Annotated in this window: 14 protein-coding genes; 10 read left to right on the top strand and 4 right to left on the bottom strand. The window is 61.3% G+C overall.

Going from position 1 to position 21,325, the window contains the following annotated elements:
• Positions 1-46 precede the first annotated feature (46 nt).
• On the bottom strand, positions 47-5,533 hold the full coding sequence (locus VSP_RS41055; RefSeq protein ID WP_009961885.1) for an FHA domain-containing protein: 5,487 nt from the start codon (positions 5,531-5,533) through the stop codon (positions 47-49).
• Positions 5,534-5,788: 255 nt separating this feature from the next.
• Here VSP_RS41055 and VSP_RS35730 point away from each other — a divergent pair, with 255 nt between their 5' ends.
• The 5 genes from VSP_RS35730 (at position 5,789) to VSP_RS39545 (ending at position 11,278) form a co-directional block, all read left to right on the top strand.
• Complete coding sequence (locus VSP_RS35730) at positions 5,789-6,217, top strand: GNAT family N-acetyltransferase (RefSeq protein WP_009961883.1); 429 nt, start codon at positions 5,789-5,791, stop codon at positions 6,215-6,217.
• Positions 6,218-6,285: 68 nt separating this feature from the next.
• Positions 6,286-6,804: a GNAT family N-acetyltransferase gene (locus tag VSP_RS15920; RefSeq protein WP_009961881.1), complete on the top strand. Its 519-nt coding sequence runs from the start codon at positions 6,286-6,288 to the stop codon at positions 6,802-6,804.
• A 125-nt stretch (positions 6,805-6,929) separates the two neighbouring features.
• On the top strand, positions 6,930-8,591 hold the full coding sequence (locus VSP_RS15915; protein WP_198141402.1) for a sulfatase family protein: 1,662 nt from the start codon (positions 6,930-6,932) through the stop codon (positions 8,589-8,591).
• Between the two features lie 874 nt (positions 8,592-9,465).
• Complete coding sequence (locus tag VSP_RS15905) at positions 9,466-10,398, top strand: MBL fold metallo-hydrolase (RefSeq protein WP_029190490.1); 933 nt, start codon at positions 9,466-9,468, stop codon at positions 10,396-10,398.
• Positions 10,399-10,504: 106 nt separating this feature from the next.
• Positions 10,505-11,278: a helix-turn-helix transcriptional regulator gene (locus VSP_RS39545; protein ID WP_009961874.1), complete on the top strand. Its 774-nt coding sequence runs from the start codon at positions 10,505-10,507 to the stop codon at positions 11,276-11,278.
• A 222-nt stretch (positions 11,279-11,500) separates the two neighbouring features.
• Here VSP_RS39545 and VSP_RS15895 read toward each other — a convergent pair whose 3' ends face one another.
• Positions 11,501-11,941, bottom strand: a complete 441-nt coding sequence (locus VSP_RS15895) for a hypothetical protein (RefSeq protein ID WP_009961873.1) — start codon at positions 11,939-11,941, stop codon at positions 11,501-11,503.
• Positions 11,942-12,514: 573 nt separating this feature from the next.
• Between VSP_RS15895 and VSP_RS39540 the strand changes: the two genes are divergently transcribed.
• Positions 12,515-14,935: a DNA/RNA non-specific endonuclease gene (locus VSP_RS39540; RefSeq protein WP_009961871.1), complete on the top strand. Its 2,421-nt coding sequence runs from the start codon at positions 12,515-12,517 to the stop codon at positions 14,933-14,935.
• A gap of 392 nt (positions 14,936-15,327) precedes the next feature.
• Here VSP_RS39540 and VSP_RS42330 read toward each other — a convergent pair whose 3' ends face one another.
• Positions 15,328-15,501 carry a hypothetical protein gene (locus tag VSP_RS42330; RefSeq protein WP_009961869.1) on the bottom strand — a complete coding sequence of 58 codons (174 nt, stop codon included), beginning with the start codon at positions 15,499-15,501 and terminating at the stop codon, positions 15,328-15,330.
• Positions 15,502-16,019: 518 nt separating this feature from the next.
• Here VSP_RS42330 and VSP_RS39535 point away from each other — a divergent pair.
• From VSP_RS39535 to VSP_RS15860, 3 genes are all read left to right on the top strand, one after another.
• Positions 16,020-17,240 (top strand): sensor histidine kinase, encoded by a 1,221-nt coding sequence (locus tag VSP_RS39535; protein WP_198141401.1) that lies wholly within the window; start codon positions 16,020-16,022, stop codon positions 17,238-17,240.
• On the top strand, positions 17,215-17,646 hold the full coding sequence (locus VSP_RS15865; protein ID WP_029190489.1) for a response regulator: 432 nt from the start codon (positions 17,215-17,217) through the stop codon (positions 17,644-17,646). The genes VSP_RS39535 and VSP_RS15865 overlap by 26 nt, the downstream gene beginning before the upstream one ends.
• A 122-nt stretch (positions 17,647-17,768) precedes the next feature.
• Positions 17,769-19,574, top strand: a complete 1,806-nt coding sequence (locus VSP_RS15860; protein WP_009961865.1) for a hypothetical protein — start codon at positions 17,769-17,771, stop codon at positions 19,572-19,574.
• Between the two features lie 74 nt (positions 19,575-19,648).
• Here VSP_RS15860 and VSP_RS15855 read toward each other — a convergent pair whose 3' ends face one another.
• Positions 19,649-20,317: a class I SAM-dependent methyltransferase gene (locus VSP_RS15855; protein ID WP_044134448.1), complete on the bottom strand. Its 669-nt coding sequence runs from the start codon at positions 20,315-20,317 to the stop codon at positions 19,649-19,651.
• 290 nt (positions 20,318-20,607) lie between these two features.
• Between VSP_RS15855 and VSP_RS15850 the strand changes: the two genes are divergently transcribed.
• The gene (locus tag VSP_RS15850; protein WP_009961863.1) at positions 20,608-20,937 is read left to right on the top strand and encodes a hypothetical protein; all 330 of its coding nucleotides are present in this window, start codon (positions 20,608-20,610) and stop codon (positions 20,935-20,937) included.
• Positions 20,938-21,325: the final 388 nt, after the last annotated feature.

The following is a 21,325-nucleotide window of genomic DNA, read 5'->3' as shown; positions in this document are numbered from 1 at the left end:
CCGATTTGGCCGCCCCCTTGACGCGCTGAGCGACCGAAACACCGCGCTACTCCTTCGGCGTTCCCATGGGCTTCAGGTTCGAGGGGCCACGGCTCTTTTTACCACCGATGAGGGCGGCAAGAACGCTCGTTTCTTCGGTGCCCGTCCCTGAATTGTCGTTGAGACGTTTCAGATTCTCCTCCTGCGCCTTCTGTTCGGCCTGAGCAATTTCGGCGTGATGACGGGCTGCGCCTCGATCACGTTCTGCATCGATGATGGCAGACTTGAGTTCCGCCAGCTTGCGCTCCATTTCGGTGATGCGTTCGCGACGTTTCTCTTCCTCCACCTCGGCGAGTTCCAGCTTGCGCTGCACTGTGGCAAATTTCTCCTCTTCGCGACGGATCTTGGTTTCCAACTGGCGCTCCTGCTCACGCAGCATGGGTTCGCCCGTGGATCCCCCCTTCGTACGCAGCTCCTCACGGGCGCGCTCCTGACGCAGAAATTCCAGGCGGGTGGCCTCACGCTGCACACTTTCGCGCAAGCGATTGAGGCGAGCTTTAAGTGCCATCTCCTGACCCGTGCCGGAATGCATGGCACCCGTGCCAGTTTGCCCCACATTGCTCCGCTCTTCGGACGTCATCATTTCATCAGCACTACCAGCGCCGCTGGCGAACCGCCCTTTGCGGGCTGACATGCCGCCCGATCTCCGCGACTCATCGCCATCCAGTGCGCCCACAGCTTCGTCCGTGTGCGGCACGTTATCTGAGGCAACGCCCCCCTGCTGACTGGGAGCGCTGAGCCCACGCAGCACCGCTTCACTCAGGCTCACGCCGCGGGAGCCTCCTGGGGACCCGACAATCAGATTGCGAAGATTGGATTTCTCACCTTCGATTTCGCGCCAGAGTTCGCGGGCCGCATCTGAATCCTCCGGCAGTGAGGCCAGGCGGGCATAGCGAATATCCATGCACTCCTTCCACTCCCGCAGGGGTGTCAGCTTCATTTCCAGATCAGCAAGCTCGCGACGTTTGCCGTCCAGCTTGGCCAGCAGGCTCTCCCGTTGCTCATTGTGCTCCTTGTCAGCCTCTGCGGTAAGACGGCGCAGGGCTTCAAAACGCTCACGCTCATTGCGCTCCCGGTCCGCCAGCTCATCCAGAACCTGACGCAGATCCTTCTCACGAGTGCGCAACACTTCCAGGCGACCTTTCGTGCTTTCCTCATCTCCATGGAGACCTCCCACGATCTGCTCCAGACTGTCGCGCTTGCCCTCGAGTTCCCGATTCAAGGAGTCAAGTTCCGTCTTCTTTGCCTCGCTGCGCTGCAGGGAGGCCTTTGTTTCCGCGAGTTTGGCGGTCGTCTCAATCAGCTCTGCACACTGGCGGTCCAGTTCCTCGCGCTGGGACATGGTTTCGGCCAGCTTCTGGCTCTCCTTGGCAAGATCTGCTCGCAGGGTCTCAAGCTGCTTGTCCAGCGCCTCTCGGTAGCTCTCCTGTTTCGAGCGTGCCTCGGACGCCGCAGACTGGAAGTCCTCGTGTGTCTTCTGGTCACGTGCCAGCCCGGCACGAGATTCCGTGATCTCCACATGCAGACTCTCCAGTCTGTTCTGCAGTTCGCTGATGCGCGACTCGAGCTCCGTCGCCTCTCCCTTACCAGTCTGGAGACGGTTGTTGACGTCCGTCAACTCATCCCCTACCCGCACCTGAGCCTGTTCGGTTTCCTTGAGCTGCTGCTTGGCGGCGAGAAGCTTTTCCTCGGTCCCGTTCAACGCTTCGATGCGCTCTTCAAGCCCTTTTCGTTTGATCTCCAGCTCGGCCAGCACCTGCTGGCGCTCACGAGCCTCATCCTCACGCTTCTCCACCAGGGCCTTCAGTGAGGCCACGCGCGCTTCAGCGTCGTCCGACTGCTTGCGCATGTGCGTGAGGCGGGAGTCAATGGCCTCCTGCTCTTTCAGCAGACTGAGCAGGTGCACAGACATCTGCTCCTTGTTCGCCGTCATGGCCTCCAACTCCCGCAGGGCAGCCTCAGAGGCGTTGTGCAGACGTTGGATCTCAGCTTGTTTCTGATCGTGCTGGAGCCCGAGCCCCTGAATGGCCGTCAGCCATCCGGCGTGTTTGGCCTCGGCGTCGTTGGCAGCCCCCTGGAAGGCGAGTTCGCGCTCCTTGAGAGCCTCCAACTCGGCCTGCAGGCGCTTTTCATCCACACCCAATTTGTCGAGAACCTTCTGCCTGGACTGAATGTCGAGTTCAATGCCCCGGAGGGTGCCCTCGGTCGTCCGAAGTCGCCCATCGGTGTCTCGCAACTGGCCTTCTGTGTTCTGAACTTTGGCTCGGATCGCCTCAAGATCCTGGGTGGAGGCTGCTGCCGCGTCGGCGAGCTGCTGCAACTCAAGCTGCCTTTTGCCACAGGCGACGTCCAGGTTCTCCAACCCACGCACCAACTCCTCGTGGCGAGCCACCCCTTGGGTGATCGCTTCGAGCGTCTGCGTGAGCTTCTGCTCTGCCTCAGCCAGTTCAGACTGGCGATGAGAAATCGACTGCACGTACCACTCGTCCTGCTCGGACAACTGGGAGACTCGCTCCGCCTTCAGCCGCACCTCTTCTGAGGCAGTTTTCAGGTGATTTTGAGTGACGTCGTGCTGCTCGGCGAGAGTCTGCAGCGCAACCACCATCTCACTATAGCGCCCTTCCCCTTCAATGAGGGCCGCAGTCACGTGAGACAGGCGCTGCTGCTCCGCCTGGAGGCGGGAGACCATCTGCGAGCGCTGTTGCAGATCTTCTGCGGCGCGCTGCAGATCAGCCTCTCTCGCCTGACGTTGCTCAACCAAAGCATGCAGGATGACGACAAGTTCGTTGTGCCGGACCTCTGCTTGCTGTAGGGCCGTCGTCATGGGAGCCAGACGCTGCTGCTCAGCAGTAAGCTGGGTGAGATGGGCACGCCGGGACTCCGTTTCCCGGTCAATGGCGCGCAGCTCTTCTTGGCGGGCCAGGATCTGATTCTTGAGCCCTTCCAACTCGGTCACCGAGCGGCGGACCTCATTCATCATCCGCTCCATCTCCGCCTGGGTGGCGTGTTTCCTGTCAGTCAGAGCCCTGAGGGACTGCATCAGATTGCTCTGCTTGCCCTCAAGGTCTTTGACGAGTTGGGAAACATGCGCGCGATCGGCATCCATGGTGGAGAGGGGGAACTGGGGTTGTTCTGCTGCCGTTGGTTCTGCATTCTGCCCAGCCGCTGCTGGGGCAGGTTTCGCCTCGGGAGCCACCTCTGTTGCCTTGCCTGCGCCTTCCGCCACGGGAGCCGATGCAGCTGTGGAAGAAGAAAGTGGCGCTGCCGCAACGGGAGAAGCTGACATGGCGGGTGCCGGGGACGATGCTTTTTCCGGCTGGTGTTGTGCGACGGGGGCTGCGGCAGCAGGTGTACCCTCCGGTGCAAGATTTTCCGCTGGTGCTGGACTCGGGGTCTGAACACTGGCGAGAGGACTGGATGTCTCGACGCCCCAGGCTTTTGCCGCTTTGGCATGCTCAACAGCCTCTACCTTTTCTGCGGACACGGTCGGTGTATCTGGCGAAGATTCCTCTGGAACCTCTGCGATCACTGGCCCAACCTTCGGCGGAAGGCCTTCTACAGCATCGGCCGTCGAGGGCCCAGATTTCGCTACTTTGTCAACTCGGTCAGGCTCTTCCTTCGGAACGGAGATCACCGGGGCGGCGAGGTAGGAAGCTGCTTTTGCCTGTTGTTCAGATTCGACCTTGGCTGAAACGTCAGGCAGAACCTCATCCGTCTGAACTGGATGCGCTACGACTTGCTTCACAGCAGCCTCTGGAGGCAGGGAGGGTTTTGGCTCCTCAACCGTTTCAGGAGCCAGGTGGGCGACGGTCGGCTTATGGAGCGCGCCAGGAGTTGGAAGGACTGAAACGGGTTCACCTGCCTGCGGATGGGCGGGGCGTTCAGGTGGCTTGGTCTTGTTCTCTACCGGCGCGGGTGCCGTTGTTGCGGGTGGTGCCACGACTGGGCGCGACTGAGCCTGGACTGGCGGCGCTACAGGGACCGGTGCAGGAGTGGCGGCAGATGCAATGGGCGAATCGAGAGGAACGGGACTAGGCAAGGGAGCGGGCGCAGGGGAGGAGCTCCCCGTTCCGGAGGATGGCGAAATGCGGACCTTGAATCCACTGCCAGCCGCCCTTCCCGTGGCGGGCAACGCTCCTGGACTCTGACCAGCCGGGCTCGTATTGCCGCCAGGTGGATTAAGGCCCGTGGAGGGCAGCACCGGAGTCAATGGAAGCTCAGGCAGCCCCTGCTTCAAGGTCGCTGGCAGAGCTGGCAGCGGAGGCAAGGGCGGACGCACCATGCCCGCTGGCATGGGCGGTAGTGGAGAAAGCGATGACGGCACCCCCCCCTGCCCCGGTGCTGGGGCAAGTGGCTGCGGCGGCAAAGGTTGCTGGGGATAGTACGACTGCGCTGGTGGAACCAAAAGCTGGGTCGGACGAGGGATCTCCTGGCTCGGGACAGGTACTGGGGGCACCTCGTCTTCACGACGGCGGGCATCCTCATCCATAGGAGCACTAGGGCGCGCCTTGGGCTGCACCGCATAGGTGTAAACCGGCACGCGCTCGATCAGCTCAGATTGGGGAGCTCCCTCGCCGCCCGCACCAAGGCCGACATCCCTCGGTTGCGGCCCTTTGTTGATCCCGGCCAGTGGCTTCACACCACTGCCAGTGTCCCGCCCTTGCGCGGCACTGCGCTGAGAGATAGGCGTTGGCTGCTGCTGATGATGAGAGACATGTCCGGTCTGGTCCCCGCTGACTGGCCTCACCACAGGCTGGCTGCCAGCACGCTCGTCATCACGCGACGGCGGTGCCTGACGGGGGCTCACTGTATTACGGTTTTTATCTTCAGCAGACTCCTGCTCTTCGTGGCGGATGGCGCCGACACTGCGCAAAAAGGACTTCAAAACCCCGCCGGTGCCCTTGCTCGCAGAAGGTTTGCCAGCCCCTCCCGCCGCTTTTTTATCCAGCGGATCATCGTAAGGCGAGCGGGGGGAAGTGACGCTGGAATGAGGCTGCATGAGGCGCGGTGTCACCACCATGCCTGAGTTACCCGGGACTGGCGCCGGCGATTTCCCTTCGCCAGCACTGGAGCCAAAGGCGTTGCCAGTCAGTCGGGGACCATCCTGCTCGGCGTGAGGCCGCACGGAGGTGGACTCCAGTATGCCGGTGAGCACCGGGTGCCCCCCCGAGCCACCGGGCCGCTGACGATTCACGGGGCGCTCCGTTTCCTCCATGAGGAAGATGCACTTCAGTGGCCCGAAGCTGAGCTTGTCTCCCGGGTGGAGGAGGTGCCGCTCCTGGCGCACGCCATTGATGTACGTGCCTGCCTTGGAGCCCAGATCTCGCACCTCGTAGTTCCCGTTGCGATCCCTCACCACGACAGCATGACGCGCGGAAATTCGCGGATCATCCACAACAACATCGTTTCCCTCCTGGCGGCCGACTGTCACCTGCTGAGGCAGGGGGACTTCGATTTCCTGTTCGTCGTCGAGGATGAAGATCAGTTTCGCCATTCCAGCCGGGTTAAAAAATAAAGTTTTCCCATCAAAACGCAGTCGAAGCAAGGAATCAACCTCCCAATTGAGACTCACGTATCAAAAAAGACGCCCAACCCTGGGTAACCGCGCTGGGGAGCCGATTCCAAGGCCAAGCAGGATTCAATTCAGTGCGAACAGCTCGTGCCGTTCCCTCCAAAACCGGACCTGGATTTGGAGGGTTGCTCTTGACCCCCGGACCATAAGCCCTCTATAAAGCGACGCAACCCCCGCATGAAAGAAACCTACTCCCTTTTTGAAGGTCTGGAGCACGTGGATTTCGCCCGGGTGCACGAATGGCTGTCCGGTTCCTATTGGACACCAGGCATAGGCCGGGACCGCATCGAGCACGCCTCGCGGCACTCGGCACTGGTGCTGAGTGCCTGCACCACCTCCGGCATCCAGGCGGGATTCCTGCGAGTCGTGTCCGACAAGGCCCGCTTCGCCTACCTTTGCGACGTCTGGGTGGACACTCCTCATCGAGGTCAGGGACTCGCCAGACGCATGGTGCAACATGCTCTGGAGCACCCAGATTTCGCCACCGTGAGCACCTGGACGCTCGGAACCAAAGACGCCCAACAGGTGTATGTTGGACTGGGCTTCCGCGACATCACGGAGCCCGGGGCCTACCCGTACACCTTCATGGTCCGCCGCACGGCGTGACGCGAGCCAGACTTCGCACCTCCCGAGCGTAATGCCCTAGAACTTTTGGAATTCACCCACCCTCTCCCATGAGCAACCCCGCCACCTTCACCCTGCGTCCCGCCACCCGGGAGGATGCCGCGGCATTTCTCGACCTTGTGGAAGCACTCGCGCAGTTTGAGAAACTGGAGCCACCAGATCACGCCGCACGTACACGGCTGATCGAGGACGCCTTTGGCCCCCTCCCCCGTTTTGAGCCCTGGCTCGCCTTTGTGCCCGATCAGGCCGCACCCGTCGCTTACGCGATCTTTCTGGAGACCTACTCCAGCTTCCTCGCCCGACCCACCCTCTACATTGAGGACATCTTTGTGGATGCCCCTTTCAGGAAGCAGGGCATTGGGGGCGGGCTGCTCCGCAAGGCCGTGGAACTGGCCGCTGAGCGAGCGTGCGGGCGTGTCGAGTGGACGGCGCTGGACTGGAATGTAAATGCCCAGCGCGTGTATGAAGAGAAGCTCGGGGCCCGTCGCCTGAGCGAATGGTTCTTGTACCGCATGACGACGAAGGAGATGAACACCTTTCTGGCCCCACGTCCGGCACAGAGTGAATAGAGGGAGGGCTCGGTCCTGCCTGAGGAGCTTTGCGTGCCCGGAGACATTTTCCCCATTTTAACGACGTTTCATTCACCTGAGCGCCCGCGTTGCGACATCCGCCCACTCCCTTGCTTCACTATTCCATGAACCCGTCGTTATACTGCCTCTATTTCGTGCTTGGACTTGCGATGTTCTCCGTCGCGAGCCCCCTACCCGGCCAGACCGCTCCGTCCGCCCCGGAACCTGCCGAGACTCCGGCATCTCGCACGGCCTCAACTTCCGCTCCTGAGCCAGCTTCTGCTCCGTCCACCCAGCCCTCCGCCGGGCCGACTTTGCCCCCTTCCCCACCCCAGGGCGAAGCCCCCTCTCCCGCCCCACTGCCGCCTGCTGCTCCCGCCATGCCCAATCTCCTGTTTGTCCTCTGCGATGATCTGCGCTGGGATCACCTGGGCTGCGCGGGCCATCCCAACCTGAAAACGCCCCACATCGACCGCCTGGCCAAGGAGGGCGTGCATTTCAAGAACGCCTTCTGCACCACGTCCCTCTGCTCCCCCAGCCGCGCCTCCATCCTCAGCGGCATGTACGCACACAAGCATGGCGTCCGGGACAACTTCACCGAGTTCCCCTCCAACATCGCCAGCCTGCCCCAGCGTCTTCAAGAGGCAGGCTATGACACCGCCTACATCGGCAAGTGGCACATGGGCGAGGACAACGACGAAAAACGCCCGCACTTCAACTACTGGGCGTCGCACAAAGGCCAGGGGAAGTATTTCGATACCGAGTTCAATATCGAGGGGGAACGCAAGGTATTGCCCGGCTACTACACCACCAGCGTCACCCAACTGGCCACCGACTACATCAAAAAGTCGCATGACAAACCTTGGTGCCTCATGCTCGGCCACAAGGCACCGCACAGTTTCTACACGCCTGAGGAGAAGTACGCCCACACCTTTGACGACATCCGCGTCCCCTACCCCAAAAGCGCCTTCAATCTGAAAGACAAGCCCCGCTGGTACCGCGACCGCCTCAATACCTGGCACGGCATCTACGGCCCGCTCTTCGAGTGGCGCAAGGAGTTCCCCAATAACAAACCTGAAGGAGTCAAAGACTTCGAAAACATGATCCACGGCTACTGGGGGGTGATCCTGAGCGTGGACGACAGCATTGGCGCACTCACGAAGCAACTGGAGGAGAGCGGCCAGCTCAACAATACCGTGGTGGTCTTCATGGGCGACAACGGTCTGCTCAATGGCGAGAACGGCATGGTGGACAAACGGGCGATGCACGACGCCAGCATCCGCATCCCCCTGATTGTCCGGTACCCAGGCCTCGTCCCCACGGACAAGTCCAAGGCTGTGTCCCAGCAGGTGCTGACCCTGGACCTCGCCCCCAGTCTCCTCGAACTCTGCCACGCCGCCCCGCTGACCGAGGCCCAGGGCAAATCCTGGGTAAAGCTGGTCAAGTCAGGAGACAAGTCCTGGCGCACCGCGTGGTTCTATGAATATAACTACGAGAAACAGTTCCCCTATACACCCAACGTCAGGGGCATCCGCACTGCCAACTGGAAGTACATCCACTACCCCCATGGCGATGACTCCGAAGATCGCCACATGGCCGAGCTCTACAATCTGAAAACCGATCCCGGCGAGAACCACAACCTCATCAACCTTGTCGCCCACGACGCCAGGAAGCGGGAACTGCAGGTCCAGCTTGCCGTACTGATGGACGAAGCCGGATTGAAAGAAGACAAAATGCCGATCGATGAAGGCGTAAAGAAGGAGTTGCCCGAGGCAAAAATCCGGTAGCATTCCCATCAACAAAAAACCCTCTGACAACTAAGAACGCTAAGCAAGGGAAGCGGGATCTCCGGTCCCGCAGGTTGACGAAGTGTAAAGGGTCCAGTCAACAGATCAACTCCTGACCGCCTGAGTCTTTTTTCAAGACCCACTGGAAAAACTCCGACGCCCTCGCCCAACCAGATTGCCAACGCCCAGCTCGATCAGCCAACACATTACGAGAGCCACTGCGATCAACACCCAACTGGGTGCCCCAAGTCCCAAAGCCGAGTTAACCTCCCCCACCGCCCACACAGGCAAGGCAAACAGCCAAGCCGCCCAAAACTCCGCCCCATGCAGACCGGGGCTGTCATACTGCCAGCCAGAGGCAGTCACCACCCACGCCAACAGCAACCCAAGGCAGGTGATCCATGTCAACGGGTGCTTGGTCATCCAATCCATAAGCAGAGTGCACCCTAAGCACCCACACCTTGCAAGTTGATTCAACGGCCATTGGAAAAACGCGCACGCCACACTGGTTTCCTCGTTCCCTTCCTTTTTCATTCCTCTTCCTCTTTCTCTTCCTATTTCCTTTCTCTTTTGTTCAACGGAAGTCCCCGTCCCGTTGAACAGAAACCCCGACACCGTTCAACGCCCGTTCATTTGCATCCCTCCAAGCCTCAGCGGCTTGCAAAGCACCTCAAAAGCCATCTGTAAATAAATCCCAACTGACTCTCGTCACACTCGCAGTCGCGCTCGTGCAAACTTTTGTCTCCCCATGAAGGGATTTTTGGTGCCATACCCGCCAGGCATGCATGGCCCAACCTTAAAAGCACTTCTCCACGCCCCTTCCACCCTTCAGAATGGCGGAAATCAAAAAACCAGCAACATCCCCTCCCCCAGCATGCCCCCCTCCTTTACCCGCCGCCGTTTCCTCTCGACAACCGCCGCCGCTACCGGCACGCTTTCCCGGATGACAACAGCACCGGCTGCTCAAACTGCCGCAGCGAGCGGAGCGCATCCGCACCTGTGCATCACCTGTGGATCCCAGTTCTCCCCCACAGACGGACCGCCCAAGGAATGCCCCATCTGCCTGGACGAACGCCAGTATGTAGGAGCCAATGGCCAGGAGTGGAACACCCTGGAGACGATGAAACAACGGGGCGCCTGGAAGAACATCATCCGGGAACTCGAGCCAGGGCTGCACGGGATTGGCACCGAGCCAAAGTTCGGGATCGGTCAGCGGGCCTTGCTGGTACAGCGCCCCCAGGGCAACATCCTGTGGGACTGCATCAGCTATCTGGACGAGGCCACAATCTCAGCCGTGAAGAAGCTGGGAGGCATCTCAGCGATCGCGATTTCCCACCCGCACTACTACAGCAGCATGGCCGAGTGGAGCCGGGCTTTTGGCAACGTGCCCATCCATCTGCACGAGGCGGACCGGCAGTGGGTCATGCGGCCGGATGCTGGGGTGAACTACCAGTTCTGGAAGGGCGAGACGAAGAAGCTGGGGGAGGATCTCACACTGATCAACACCGGCGGGCACTTCGACGGGTTTCAAGTGCTGCACTGGAGCAATGGCGCACAGGGCCAAGGGGCGATCTTGAGCGGAGACCAGCCGCAGGTGGCGGCTGATCGCAAGTGGGTGAGCTTCATGTACAGCTATCCCAATTTCATTCCTCTAGACGCTCCTGCCATCCGCCGCATCACGGATGCCCTGGATCCGTACCCTTATGAGCACCTCTACGGGGCCTTCTGGCCGAGCATCGTGAGCCAATCTGCCAAGGAGAGGGTCCGCCTTTCGGCAAAGCGGTATCTAAAGGCCATCGGCGCGTAAGCCTGGCACGGGAGGGCCCAGCCTGACGCACTGACGCACCGGCACATTCCCCTTTCCCGCCGCCGAAGTTCTGCTCTCTTATGCGCCCCTTCACCGACTACGCTCCATGAACCTCCCCTCTCCACCTGCCTTGTCCGCGGCTGAATGCCGTCGGTTCAATGATCATGTGGCGGCGCTCTATGCAGGCGCACTGAGAGAAGAGCCGCTGCCCGTGATTGCCCGCACGCTGGCGACCGTGGTGGGTGGGACAGTGGCAGCAGCCTGTCTTAGCCCGGCTTTGCCAGAGAAAGCGCCGGGGTTTGCCCTCTCTGAACACGGCGCCTTCGACTGGAGCCCGGAGCAATTCCGGCTCTTGCAATCGCATCCGCGTCTGCAATCGGGGCCGCGCGGCGAAGTGCTGAGCGTCTCCGACTTTCTGAGTCAGGCCCGCTGGCAGCGTACGGATCTGTACAATGTGGACCGCGGATCCGTGCGTCTGGAAGACGATCTGGGCGTGGATCTGCGTCTGCCAGGGGGAGAGCTTTTCCAGGGATGCGTCATCCGCGAGAAGCGCAATTTCACGGAGCGAGACCGGCTCCTTTTCACGCTGCTTTTGCCCCACCTGCGCAACCTCTTGATGTTGAACCCACCCGGGTCAGGGTCTTGCGCCCCCTCTCCTGACCGCCTGGTGGGTCTTGGGCTGACGCCTCGCGAACAGGAAGTGCTCTATTGGATCTCAGAAGGGAAGACCAACGCGGATACGGCGACCATCCTAAATATCTCCCCTGGCACGGTCCGGGTCCACCTGGAGCGCATCTACCCCAAACTGGGGGTGGAAAACCGCATGTCCGCGAGCCGCATAGCCCTGGAGAAACTGTACCCGACCCGGTTTGGAGCATAGCTTACCGCCGCAACCATCCCGCAACCCCAGAGTCAAGCACTCCTGTTCGCCAGAACTTTCCTTTTCAAGGCTGCTCTGGCACTCCACAATGGCGTGATAAAACCTGGACAGCCTGAAGAAGCCAGGGACCTGAGCACCAAAGCCAACCGCGTTATTGATACCTTGAACCACGGCAGGCGCGGGCGGCGCCGGGCCATTGTACAGGTCAGTGCGCCCGCCCGCCTAAATGGCGGCATCAATAAACTCACAGACTCGTGCCTCATCTCGCCCCAAACGCCGCCAGGTGAAGAGCATGACGGCGACACAGCGTCGGTCCTGGATTGACGCGATGGAGGAAGTGAGTTCAACGAACTTCTCAAAGTCACCCGCGGTGTAGGCGAAGTAGTAGTGTCCGCTCAACCAGTTGGCCAACTGAGCGGAAGTCCACCCTCCCGCACCGCTCAGAATGCGGCCCCAGAACTCCTCCCGCCATCCAGCATGAGCATCCACCTGCTGCACCGCAGCATAGGCCGCCCCTAATCGCGGTGGGAAGCACTCCGCAGTGAGAATGGCCCAGCAGGCAGCCTTGAGAGACACCTCATCGCCGGACTGGACGAGCGCGTGGAGGAGGCGCTCGGCATCGAAGTCGTCAGCCTCTGAGGTGGCAAGGTGGGCGGGATCCATAGTATCGTGCAACCCAACCTGCATGCCCAAACGTGAGACTTCAAGGCGGAAGCGGCGCTGCTGCGACGTGTGGCTGAGTTTTCCAAAGCATCCGCAAACCCGGAAGTTTGGAGACTCTCGCATGTCTTCCCCAGAGCGGAGTTCCGACGGACACGTCAGCCTGCTTTTCTCCAGCCACCCCTAAACTCTCATTGCCACTTGGCATCACTCATTCACTTGACCTGGCCCGGGCGTGAACGATCTTCGCCCGACTCCGGGACCTCAAATACTGAAGACAAGCGATGTGACATGGTGACGTCCACGCCCTGCCTTTCGCCAACTCAACTCCCACCTTTTTAAGTTAACAGCGCCTCATGCGCTTCTGACGTTCGTGTAACTTTGACGAGAGCCTTCATGAGCCCCGTTCCCTGAGGGCTCTCGCTCCGCCCGCTGCACGTTCATCGTCAGGCCTGCTCTGCCACCATGCACAGAGCAGGGTTCCACAGTTGTTGTGTCACCTCCCAGCCGCTCCCCACGTGGCTTGCCATCGTAGCAGCCACCAGCCAGCAATCCTCCCCCTGCACGCCTTTCTCCATGAAACTGCCCCGCGCTACCATTGCCGCTGCCGAGCAGCGCCTCCAGTCCGTGCCTGTCCCTCCGCCAGCGCCCCCGTCGGTAGCGTCACCCACCACCCCTACCGCCCCAGGCGCAGAGTTCGCCACCGCGGCCGCTGCCCCAGCGGCATCCTATGCGGGCGGCTCACCTGTCATCACTTCCGGCACGAGCGCGCCGCCGGGCATGCGCACCATCGCCCGCCGCGCCGCCTATCTCTCGGTCGGCGGCGTCACTCCTTCCAAGAGTGAGCAGGAGCGCATCCTCGGCACCAATGATCTGGTTGACGAGTTTTACCTCCTGCGTGCCCTCCTGGCCGCCCAGCCCGTCGCCCGGCTCAATGTCCGTTCGCCCCTTGGCAAGGGCTTTGCCACCGGCTTCATGATCTCGCCGCGGCTCCTCCTCACCAACTGGCACGTCTTCCCCACCGCCGCCGCCGCAGTGGAGTCAGTCGCCGAGTTCAACTACCGGGACGACGTTGCCGGCAATCCCGAGCCCTTTTTCACCTTCCGGCTCCGGCCCGACCTCTTCTTCCACAGCTTTCAGGGGCTCGACTTTGCAGTTGTTTCTGTAGAACCCACCTCCGTCACGGAGGGCAGACCCCTGTCCTCCTTTGGCTATCACCGGCTCATCCCCACCACCGGCAAGGTGGGAAAGGACGAATGGCTCACCATCATCCAGCACCCCGGCGGGGCCCGCCGTCAGTTCGCCATCCGGGAGAACCAGTGCATCAGCACCGATGAGCCCGACGCACTCCTGTACAAGAGCGACACCGCCCAGGGCTCCTCCGGCTCGCCCGTGCTCAATGACTCCTTCCTCATCGCCGCGCTCCACCATGCCGGCCGCGCCCGCCGGGATGCCCAAGGCCTCTACATTCTCAAGGACGGCCGCAAGGTGGCCAGCATCGAAGGTCTCGACGACTCCCTGGTGGACTGGACCTCCAACGCTGGCATCCGCATTTCCCGCATCTGTGCCGCCCTGCTCACCCTGCCAGACCAAAATGGGCACATCACCGAGCTCAAGGCCGCGATGGAAGGCAGCGATGATGTCCTCTCCCGAGCCTTCCGCCATGCCGGCGCGAGTCCCCTGGAAAGGTTGCTCGAAAACCGCACAGATGCCACCCCACCTGTTCCCACATCAGCCAGCAACGGGTCCCACCTCCTCCCCCCTCCCCAGGGCCATGGCCTCCAGCTTCCTGTGAACCTGGATCTCCGCCTCAGCCTCTACGGCCAGCCCCTCATCCTGCCCGCCGCTCTTGTCAAAGCCGCTCCCGCTGCGCCCGCGCCCGCGCCCGCACCGCCGCCCCTGCCGGCCCCAGGACCTCCACCGGCTGAGACCGCCCTCGTGGAGCGCCTCGTTTACCTCGAACCCAAAATCGATGACCAGTACGAAAATCGCACCGGCTTCAACACCTGGTTCCTCATGGACGAGGGCGAGCCCGAGAATCCTGCGCTCGTTGTCGAACTTCCCATCCCCACCGATGACATCGCCGCCCCTGTGAGGGAGGCGGACGGCGGCGAACATGAGCTCAAGTATGAGCACTTCAGCGTCTTCATGCACAAGACGCGACGGCTCGCCCTCCTCACCGCCTCCAACGTGGACTGGAACGGAGTCAGCCGCAGGCCCGAGGAAGGCCGCGACTACGGCCGCAAAGCCCTCAACGGCTTCCCGATGGAAGGCCGCGACATCATCGCGGAGAAGTGGGTCATCGACCGCCGCATGGAGCCGCGCTATCAGGTCCCCGACAGCTTTTACACCGAGGATCGCGGTGCCTTTGACAAGGGCCACGTCGTCCGCCGTGACGACGTCTGCTGGGGCTATGACTACGCCGAGGTCCAGCGTGCCAACGGCGACACCTTCCACCTCACCAACTGCACACCCCAGGTTAAAGGATTTAACCAGTCAGGCTCCGACGGCATCTGGGGCGACCTGGAGAACGAGGTCCAGCGGCAGGGCAAGCAGGAGCGCTACTGCATCTTTGCCGGCCCGGTCTTTGACGAAGACGGCACCCATGACGACGACGACCGCACCTTCAGCGGCCGGGATGAAGAGGGCCGCATGCTCCGGGTAAAAATCCCGCAACGCTATTGGAAGATGATCATTGCCCGCAGGGACAACCGGCTCGAGGTCTTCGCCTTCATCTTGCGCCAGGACCTCAGCAGCGTTCTCTTGGAGTTCGATGTTACCGCCACTTGGCGGCCCCACCAGGTCTCCGTGGCGGAGCTTGAGACGGCCTTGGGCGGCACCCTCACTTTCCCCGCCAATCTTCACGCAGCAGACACCCACCAACCTGCTGCCGCACCAGAGATCGCCCCCCAGTGTCCCCGCCCCCGCCGCCGACCCACAGCCGCCACCGGGGATCCGGGCAGCCCGCCCCCCACACGCCGACGCAGCCGCGGTTGAACGACGCGACCAGGGTCGTCTGCGCCCGCCGTATTTTCCTCATCCCCAGCAGCCGTTTTTCATCACCGAACTCTATCCTCGAACCGGTCATTCACCCTGCATCACCAGCCTCCAGCCAGCTTGACGCACCGCATCTGCCTTGCCCCTCTCCGGCGGCGGCTACACCGGCAGCTGGCTCGCCGCCCACATGACCTCGATACCGAGATCCCTATGGAACTCTGCCGGATGAATGAGCTCGATGACAAGGGGCCACCGGAAGCGTGCACGGTTCCCACCTACAACACCGACCGCCATCACACAGGCCCGCGAATGCCGGGACGGGATTCCCCAACGACACCGCTGGCTCACCGTGTCACTGAATGACTGCCCCTCTGAACTACCGGCGTACCGGATCAGACTGCGCCCATCTCCATGAGCTCACGCCAGCGGGACTGAATGAGGTCCGCCAGATCGTACTCAGAGTACTCGTCGCCGTAGAGCGCGGCCTCACAGAGGCGCACCTGCCAGCCCACCAGACCGGGCAGTTTCAACAGGGCTTCGACGACTTCGGGTTTGAACTCTTGCATGGGATGAAATAGCATGGCTCCAGGTGCGCATCTGGTACCCCATGTGGCCGCCGTATGCAAGTCCTGCGGCAGTCTGTCGTCACGAAAAGATGCAGGACTGGCTCACGAGGGCCGCACCCGCTGCAAGTCACACCTCCCGACGTGAAAATGTGAATAAGTGTCTGGCACCACCCTTGCACCCGTACGCGGCCAGCGGGGCGATGGAGAGGCGGGATTTTTTCAAGAATTCCGCCACGACGCGGGGTTCATGAAATTCCAAGCGTTCATCACCACAGACGCCATAGAAAGATACTTACCTAAAACCCTCACTCCAGTTTACGACCATCGTTTGCCGGGGGAAACAACAACGTGTTGCCCCCAACACCCCCCTCCATCCGGCAATCTCCATGGACACCCCAACGGACGTCTCACGTTACGAATTGCAACCCGCGCAATAGGCATAGCGCCTACTCAAGATGGGCACCGGCGAACGGTCCAAACACGACTTTCGTGGCAGTTTATCATCAGTGATGAACACGGTGAAGAAAGCCCTCAAGCGCCCTGCGATTGCTCTTGGTCTGGCCACGCTGCTCACCGTGGCAATTGGCGCACTGGACTACTTCACAGGGCAGGAGTGCCAGGTGGTGGCGCTCTACCTGCTGCCAGTGTCTCTTGTCGTATGGGTCGCAGGGCGGCGCTGGGGCATGGCGTTCAGCTTGCTCTCCGCCTGCACCTGGCTCGCCGCGGAAGTCGGAATCGGCGGCATTCATGCCCGGCAATCCAGCCTGCTCTGGAATGCACTCATGTTTCTGACGGTGTTCCTCATGGTGGCCCTGTTGCTGTCCGCCCTCCATGACATGATGAACTCTCTGGAACGGAGGGTGCGCCTGAGGACGAGTCAGCTGCGGGAGGAAATGACGCGACGTCACGATGCGGAGCTGGCACGACTACGGGCGGAACGACTGGCGCAAGTAGGCACCATGGCGGCGCAGGTGGCCCACGAAGTGCGCAATCCCCTGGGAGCTATTTCCCTTAACCTCGACCTTCTGGCCTGCGAGGTGACCGAGCTTGCCAGCAGCGCCCCCACTCCAGCAACCCATACGCCGCATGAAGCCCACGCCCTGGTGGATCAGATCCGTGCCGAGGTGGAACGTGTCGAGAAGGTCGTGCGGGACTACCTCGGATTTGCGCGGCTGCCCAAGGTGATGCCGGCCCCCCATTGTTTGCACACTTTCCTGGATGAGAAGCTCGCCCTGCTCCTGCCCGAACTGGGCAAGGCCCATGTGCGCCTCATCAAGAGCTACGATCCGCAAGTGCGTACCGCCAACATCGATGCGGTGCAGCTATGGCAGGTCCTGCTCAATCTCGTATTGAACGCGCGGGACGCCATGCCCGCAGGCGGCGTGCTGCGCGTGGCCACCCGGCAGTCTGGGACTGCACTGCAGATCACCGTGACAGACACCGGTTGCGGCATCCGCAAGGAGGACCTGCCCAGCCTTTTCACCCCTTTCTTCACGACCAAGGCCAATGGCACCGGACTTGGCCTGGCGCTGTCCCACCAGATCATCGCCGAGCATGATGGAGAACTCTCCTGCCAGAGCATCCCCGGATCAGGGACCACGTTCACCATCACGCTGCCCCTCCTGCCGGATCAAGCTCTCTCCCCATCGACTTCACCTCCCTCGCTCTCACTCGATCACTTCAATCCCCAAGCCTCATCATCCCATGAACTCCATGTCCAGCCTTCCCCTGCCTGTTGACCAGACTGCCTCACTCACCCGTGCCCCATACAGACTGCTGGTGGTGGATGACGACCTGCCCATGCTGCGCGCCGTGACCAAGGTGCTCAGCCGTGCCGGAGCCCAGGTATGCTCTGCCTGCTCGACGGCAGAAGCCATGGCACTCATGTCGGATCCGAATCTGGGATTCGACGTCGTCCTGACCGATCTGCGCATGCCTGTGACAAGCGGCAAGTTCATTCTCAGTGTCATCAAAAGCACGCACCCAAGCCTGCCAGTGCTCATCATGAGCGCGTACTGGACTCAGGAGACAAAGGACGAATGCACGCGCCTCGGTGTGGCGGAGTGCTTGGACAAGCCCATCACCTCCCACTCGCTCGTCCAGGCCATCCATCGGGTGATGCATGGCGAATTGCCAAAAAACTGACCCCTCATTCAGGCCGCAGTTGACCACACCTCCCACCTCGGCCATACACGTACCGCGCTCATCGTGACCTCCATGCCCGCCCTGCCTTAGACAGCCCCGTTTCCTGGACCTCCCCTTTCCCCATGTTGACCCTGCTCCCGGGAGCACTCGGCGCCCGCATCTTGATCACAGTCATCTGCGCCGTCTGGTTTGGTCTCCCCTTGGCAGCGCTCCTTGGTCAACTGGGGGTCATCCGCTCCACGGTGAGCTTAAAGCCGGGACGACTTGCCTTAAGTGGCGAACTATTGCGTGCAAAGAAGGACGCCCTGCCCGCACTCACCCCCACAGATCTCCGCCACGCCTTTGTCACACACGATGGCAAACGCTTTACGAAAAGAGAGGCCATTCACGAATTGTCCCGACCGGGAGCTGAAGCGTCCTTTGTCCTGCGCAAGAGTTCGCTCCACATCAGGCCCGCTGTCACCCCTGCTCCAGGATCCCGCCCAAAGGGTTACTCTTTGGTCAGACCTTGGACCTCACCTCCGTGGCTCTGGTGGTCCTGGGCGGGGACTTGCCTTGTGGTCACGACCTCCCTGTGGCGCAGCCGTTGGAGGAACACTTGCATCGTGGAGATGCAGACCGGATGGCAAGCCGCCACTCAGGCCTTCGAGCGCGTAGCCTTCCACCCCGCAGCGCTGGCAGCCTACGCAGCAGCCACCTCTGCCACCCTGGCAGCGGCCAATTGGCAAAAACTCAGCGCCCCCTACTTGGTGGCGGAGGATGGCTCTATCTTTATTGAGGACAACCTCTCCTATGGCATCGGCAGCCTCGTTGTCCCCTACGCGGGCTATCTCCACGTACTCCCCCGTTTGATCGCCTGGGTGGGAGGTATCTTCCCACTGCATTCACAGCCCGCGGCCTTGGTCTGGATCACGATGGGCCTGGTGAGCGTCACGTTCTATTTCATCGGCACCTGGACGAGCTGGGCTGAACGCATCGCCGTCGCGGCCTTCTTCACGTTCGCCCCCATGGGCGGGTACCTCATGTACTCTCCCACCAATCTGCAATGGTTCACAGGCCTGGCGCTTGCTCTGCTGGCCGTCCACCCGGCCCCCAGGCCTGCCCATGTCGGAGGACAGATTTTCTTGATCGTGATCGCCTCAGCCGCCGCACTCTCAGGCCCCTTTGCCATCATTACCCTGCCCGCCATGATCTGGCGGGCGTGGCACAGTCGCACCCGGTTCGATATCATCCTGGCCCTCTCGCAAGTCATTGCGGCCAGCACCCAGATGGCCGTCTTGACCGTGACAGACTACCATCCCGCCACACCTGCCACCGCACAGGGCGCGCTGCTCCCCTGGGTGGCGGATTTTGCGTTGGGCCTCTTCGGCAAGCCTGTCGCATGGTCCTCAGGCCAGGCGGAACTCTGGGGAACCGTTCTCGCTGGCGGACTGCTGCTGCTCCTCACGAGTGGCCTTTTCTTCTGGAAGGGCGGGCAACCGGGACGCGCCCGTTTCGTCTGGATGCTGGCCTTCGCAGCACTCTTCGCAGCAGCAGGATGGGCTCGATCCGAGGGCACGAGCCGCTCCTGGCTCGGTGGAGAACGCTACTATGTCATACCCTATGCCCTCATCGTGATTGCACTGGCAACCCTCTTCTCCTCACGTCTGCGCCTTCTACAGGGACTCGCTGCCGTCACGCTCGCAAGCATGATGCCCGGCCTCTGCGCCACCGCCCCCACAGCGATTCGCCCACCTCACTGGGCGACCCAGGTTCAGGAAATTCCACCTGGCGGACACGGTCTCATCGAGACCTATCCACCTGGCGACGATCAGTGGTCCGTCTTCATCGTCAAAGACGATGATGGCAAACCCCTGACCGGTTCTGAGTACCTGAGAGCCAGAGCAACGTGTGATACCCGGTCGAAACGCCCGGGCGAGACAAAATAGACGCCAAGCGGAAAGCCTCATGCCGAGGCCAGGCTTCCCCAAGTAGGACACGTCACATCTGCTCGCCAGCAAGCTCACTCTACCGGCTTCCGCGCCACCACCAGAAACTGCTTCCCAAAAAAGCGCCACAGGAAGGGCAGCTTCAGGTACAGGCCCACCAGCACCACCGGCGGTGTCATCCCCAGAGACATGGAGTACGGCAGAAAGCGGGGCACCGCCCGCTCCACTGCATACCCCGTCAGCGTGAGCACCTCCGTCATAGTCCGGTCACTCAGGGCGAGGTAGTGATCCCAGAAGTCCCAGTAGGTCCCATGCAGCGCCCGGATGTTGGGCCCCAGGGCGATGATCTTTCCCCCAGGCTTCAGGCACCGCAGTCCCTCGATGAGCGTGCGGCGCAAGGCATCCTTGGTCAGCAGATGCTCAAAGAAGTTGCTCGTGAAAATCACGTCCAAAGAATTGTCCGGCAGTTGCCAAGTTTGGGAGCAGTCCTGCAGGATGGTCTCCACTCCGGGCCCCACCCTTGCCGGCATGTCGGGATTCAGGTCCATCGCGATCCGCCGACCCGCCTGGATGTTGCGAGTGAACTCTCCCCACCCCGCTCCCAGATCCAAGACCGTGGCATTGCGATCGACAAAGTTCTGGAAAAAACCCTTCACCAGCACCTTCCACACCGCGTCCCGATAAGGCGCTAGCGCCGCGAAGCGATTTTGATACTCTCTTCCCAGATCCAACAGCGTTTCCATTGGGACTTTGCCATACATGGCAATGAGAATCCGGCAATCGATAAGCCGAGAAAAATCCTTCCCGGCGGGTCTTCGCTACGCCGTCGGATTCAACCAGCGTCAACCCACGGAACCCCTCTCCAGAGAAGCACATCGTTATCCGGCAGCGTCGCCACCTATTCATCAGGCCAACCATCCAACCGTACCCGGCACTCCATACGATACACCTTTGTGCGGACTCTCCATGCCAGCAGCCCCACCAGAGAATCCGCGCCCGGATTTCCTGCCTTCACGCAATCACCACCACGCTTATGAATCTCAACGAACCTGACTCTCCCACCCTCGAAGATCCCAATTCCACCGCCGACGCCATCATCGAGGACCTCAATACGGAAGATGTCCTTCCTGCAGAAGAGAGCGATGTCATCCCCGACACGGAGGAGCCTGAAGAAACTGCGTCGTCCCAAGTGGAGAGCTGGAGCGGACTGGGAGCAGACCTCGGCCATCGAGCCAACAAGACTCCCCTGGAAGATGAATTCGCCGCCACCCAAGATCTCGTGAATGCCGGTGTCGAAGAAGCAGATAACGAACTGAGAGATTTAGAGGACAAGGATGCAGATCAAGATGATTCCAACGGCTGAGTTTGAACACAGCAAAGGATTGTGAAACACACAAGCCCCGCCAAGCTCTGTACCGAGTTCAGTCTCGCATGCGGGACTGCTCAGTCAATCTTCCGTAGCGCATCCTGAGCAAGCCAAAGTTTGCACTACAAACAGCTTCCGTCTCCGACGTAATCCGGTTGTCCCAACCGGCTCACGCCTCAATCGTCCCTCGACGATCTATCCCCTCCGCCCATGCCCCCTCCGCTCGCCCCGAAACCGACACACGGGCAGAGGACTTACCACCTTACCAGCCCCGCGAAAGCGGCGATTCTCGCCGCACTCCAAAGCGACTGCGTCGCCAGATGCTGCACCCGATTCTGTGACTCCAACGCAAAAGAGCCTCCGATATCGAAGTCTCTCCAAACCA

The organism is Verrucomicrobium spinosum DSM 4136 = JCM 18804 (genome assembly GCF_000172155.1).
Lineage (GTDB): Bacteria > Verrucomicrobiota > Verrucomicrobiia > Verrucomicrobiales > Verrucomicrobiaceae > Verrucomicrobium > Verrucomicrobium spinosum.
Note: the sequence above shows the minus strand (reverse complement) of the source record. Positions and strands in the feature narration are given on the sequence as shown.

Excerpts from the sequence above, each read along its gene's own strand:
- VSP_RS15850 (WP_009961863.1), top strand. The coding sequence starts at position 20,608 with ATGAATCTCAACGAACCTGACTCTCCCACCCTCGAAGATCCCAATTCC.
- VSP_RS15860 (WP_009961865.1), top strand. The coding sequence starts at position 17,769 with ATGTTGACCCTGCTCCCGGGAGCACTCGGCGCCCGCATCTTGATCACA.
- VSP_RS39545 (WP_009961874.1), top strand. The coding sequence starts at position 10,505 with ATGAACCTCCCCTCTCCACCTGCCTTGTCCGCGGCTGAATGCCGTCGG.
- VSP_RS39540 (WP_009961871.1), top strand. The coding sequence starts at position 12,515 with ATGAAACTGCCCCGCGCTACCATTGCCGCTGCCGAGCAGCGCCTCCAG.
- VSP_RS15855 (WP_044134448.1), bottom strand. The coding sequence starts at position 20,317 with ATGGAAACGCTGTTGGATCTGGGAAGAGAGTATCAAAATCGCTTCGCG.
- VSP_RS41055 (WP_009961885.1), bottom strand. The coding sequence starts at position 5,533 with ATGGCGAAACTGATCTTCATCCTCGACGACGAACAGGAAATCGAAGTC.
- VSP_RS15865 (WP_029190489.1), top strand. The coding sequence starts at position 17,215 with ATGTCCAGCCTTCCCCTGCCTGTTGACCAGACTGCCTCACTCACCCGT.
- VSP_RS15920 (WP_009961881.1), top strand. The coding sequence starts at position 6,286 with ATGAGCAACCCCGCCACCTTCACCCTGCGTCCCGCCACCCGGGAGGAT.
- VSP_RS15895 (WP_009961873.1), bottom strand. The coding sequence starts at position 11,941 with ATGGATCCCGCCCACCTTGCCACCTCAGAGGCTGACGACTTCGATGCC.
- VSP_RS35730 (WP_009961883.1), top strand. The coding sequence starts at position 5,789 with ATGAAAGAAACCTACTCCCTTTTTGAAGGTCTGGAGCACGTGGATTTC.
- VSP_RS15915 (WP_198141402.1), top strand. The coding sequence starts at position 6,930 with ATGAACCCGTCGTTATACTGCCTCTATTTCGTGCTTGGACTTGCGATG.
- VSP_RS42330 (WP_009961869.1), bottom strand. The coding sequence starts at position 15,501 with ATGCAAGAGTTCAAACCCGAAGTCGTCGAAGCCCTGTTGAAACTGCCC.
- VSP_RS15905 (WP_029190490.1), top strand. The coding sequence starts at position 9,466 with ATGCCCCCCTCCTTTACCCGCCGCCGTTTCCTCTCGACAACCGCCGCC.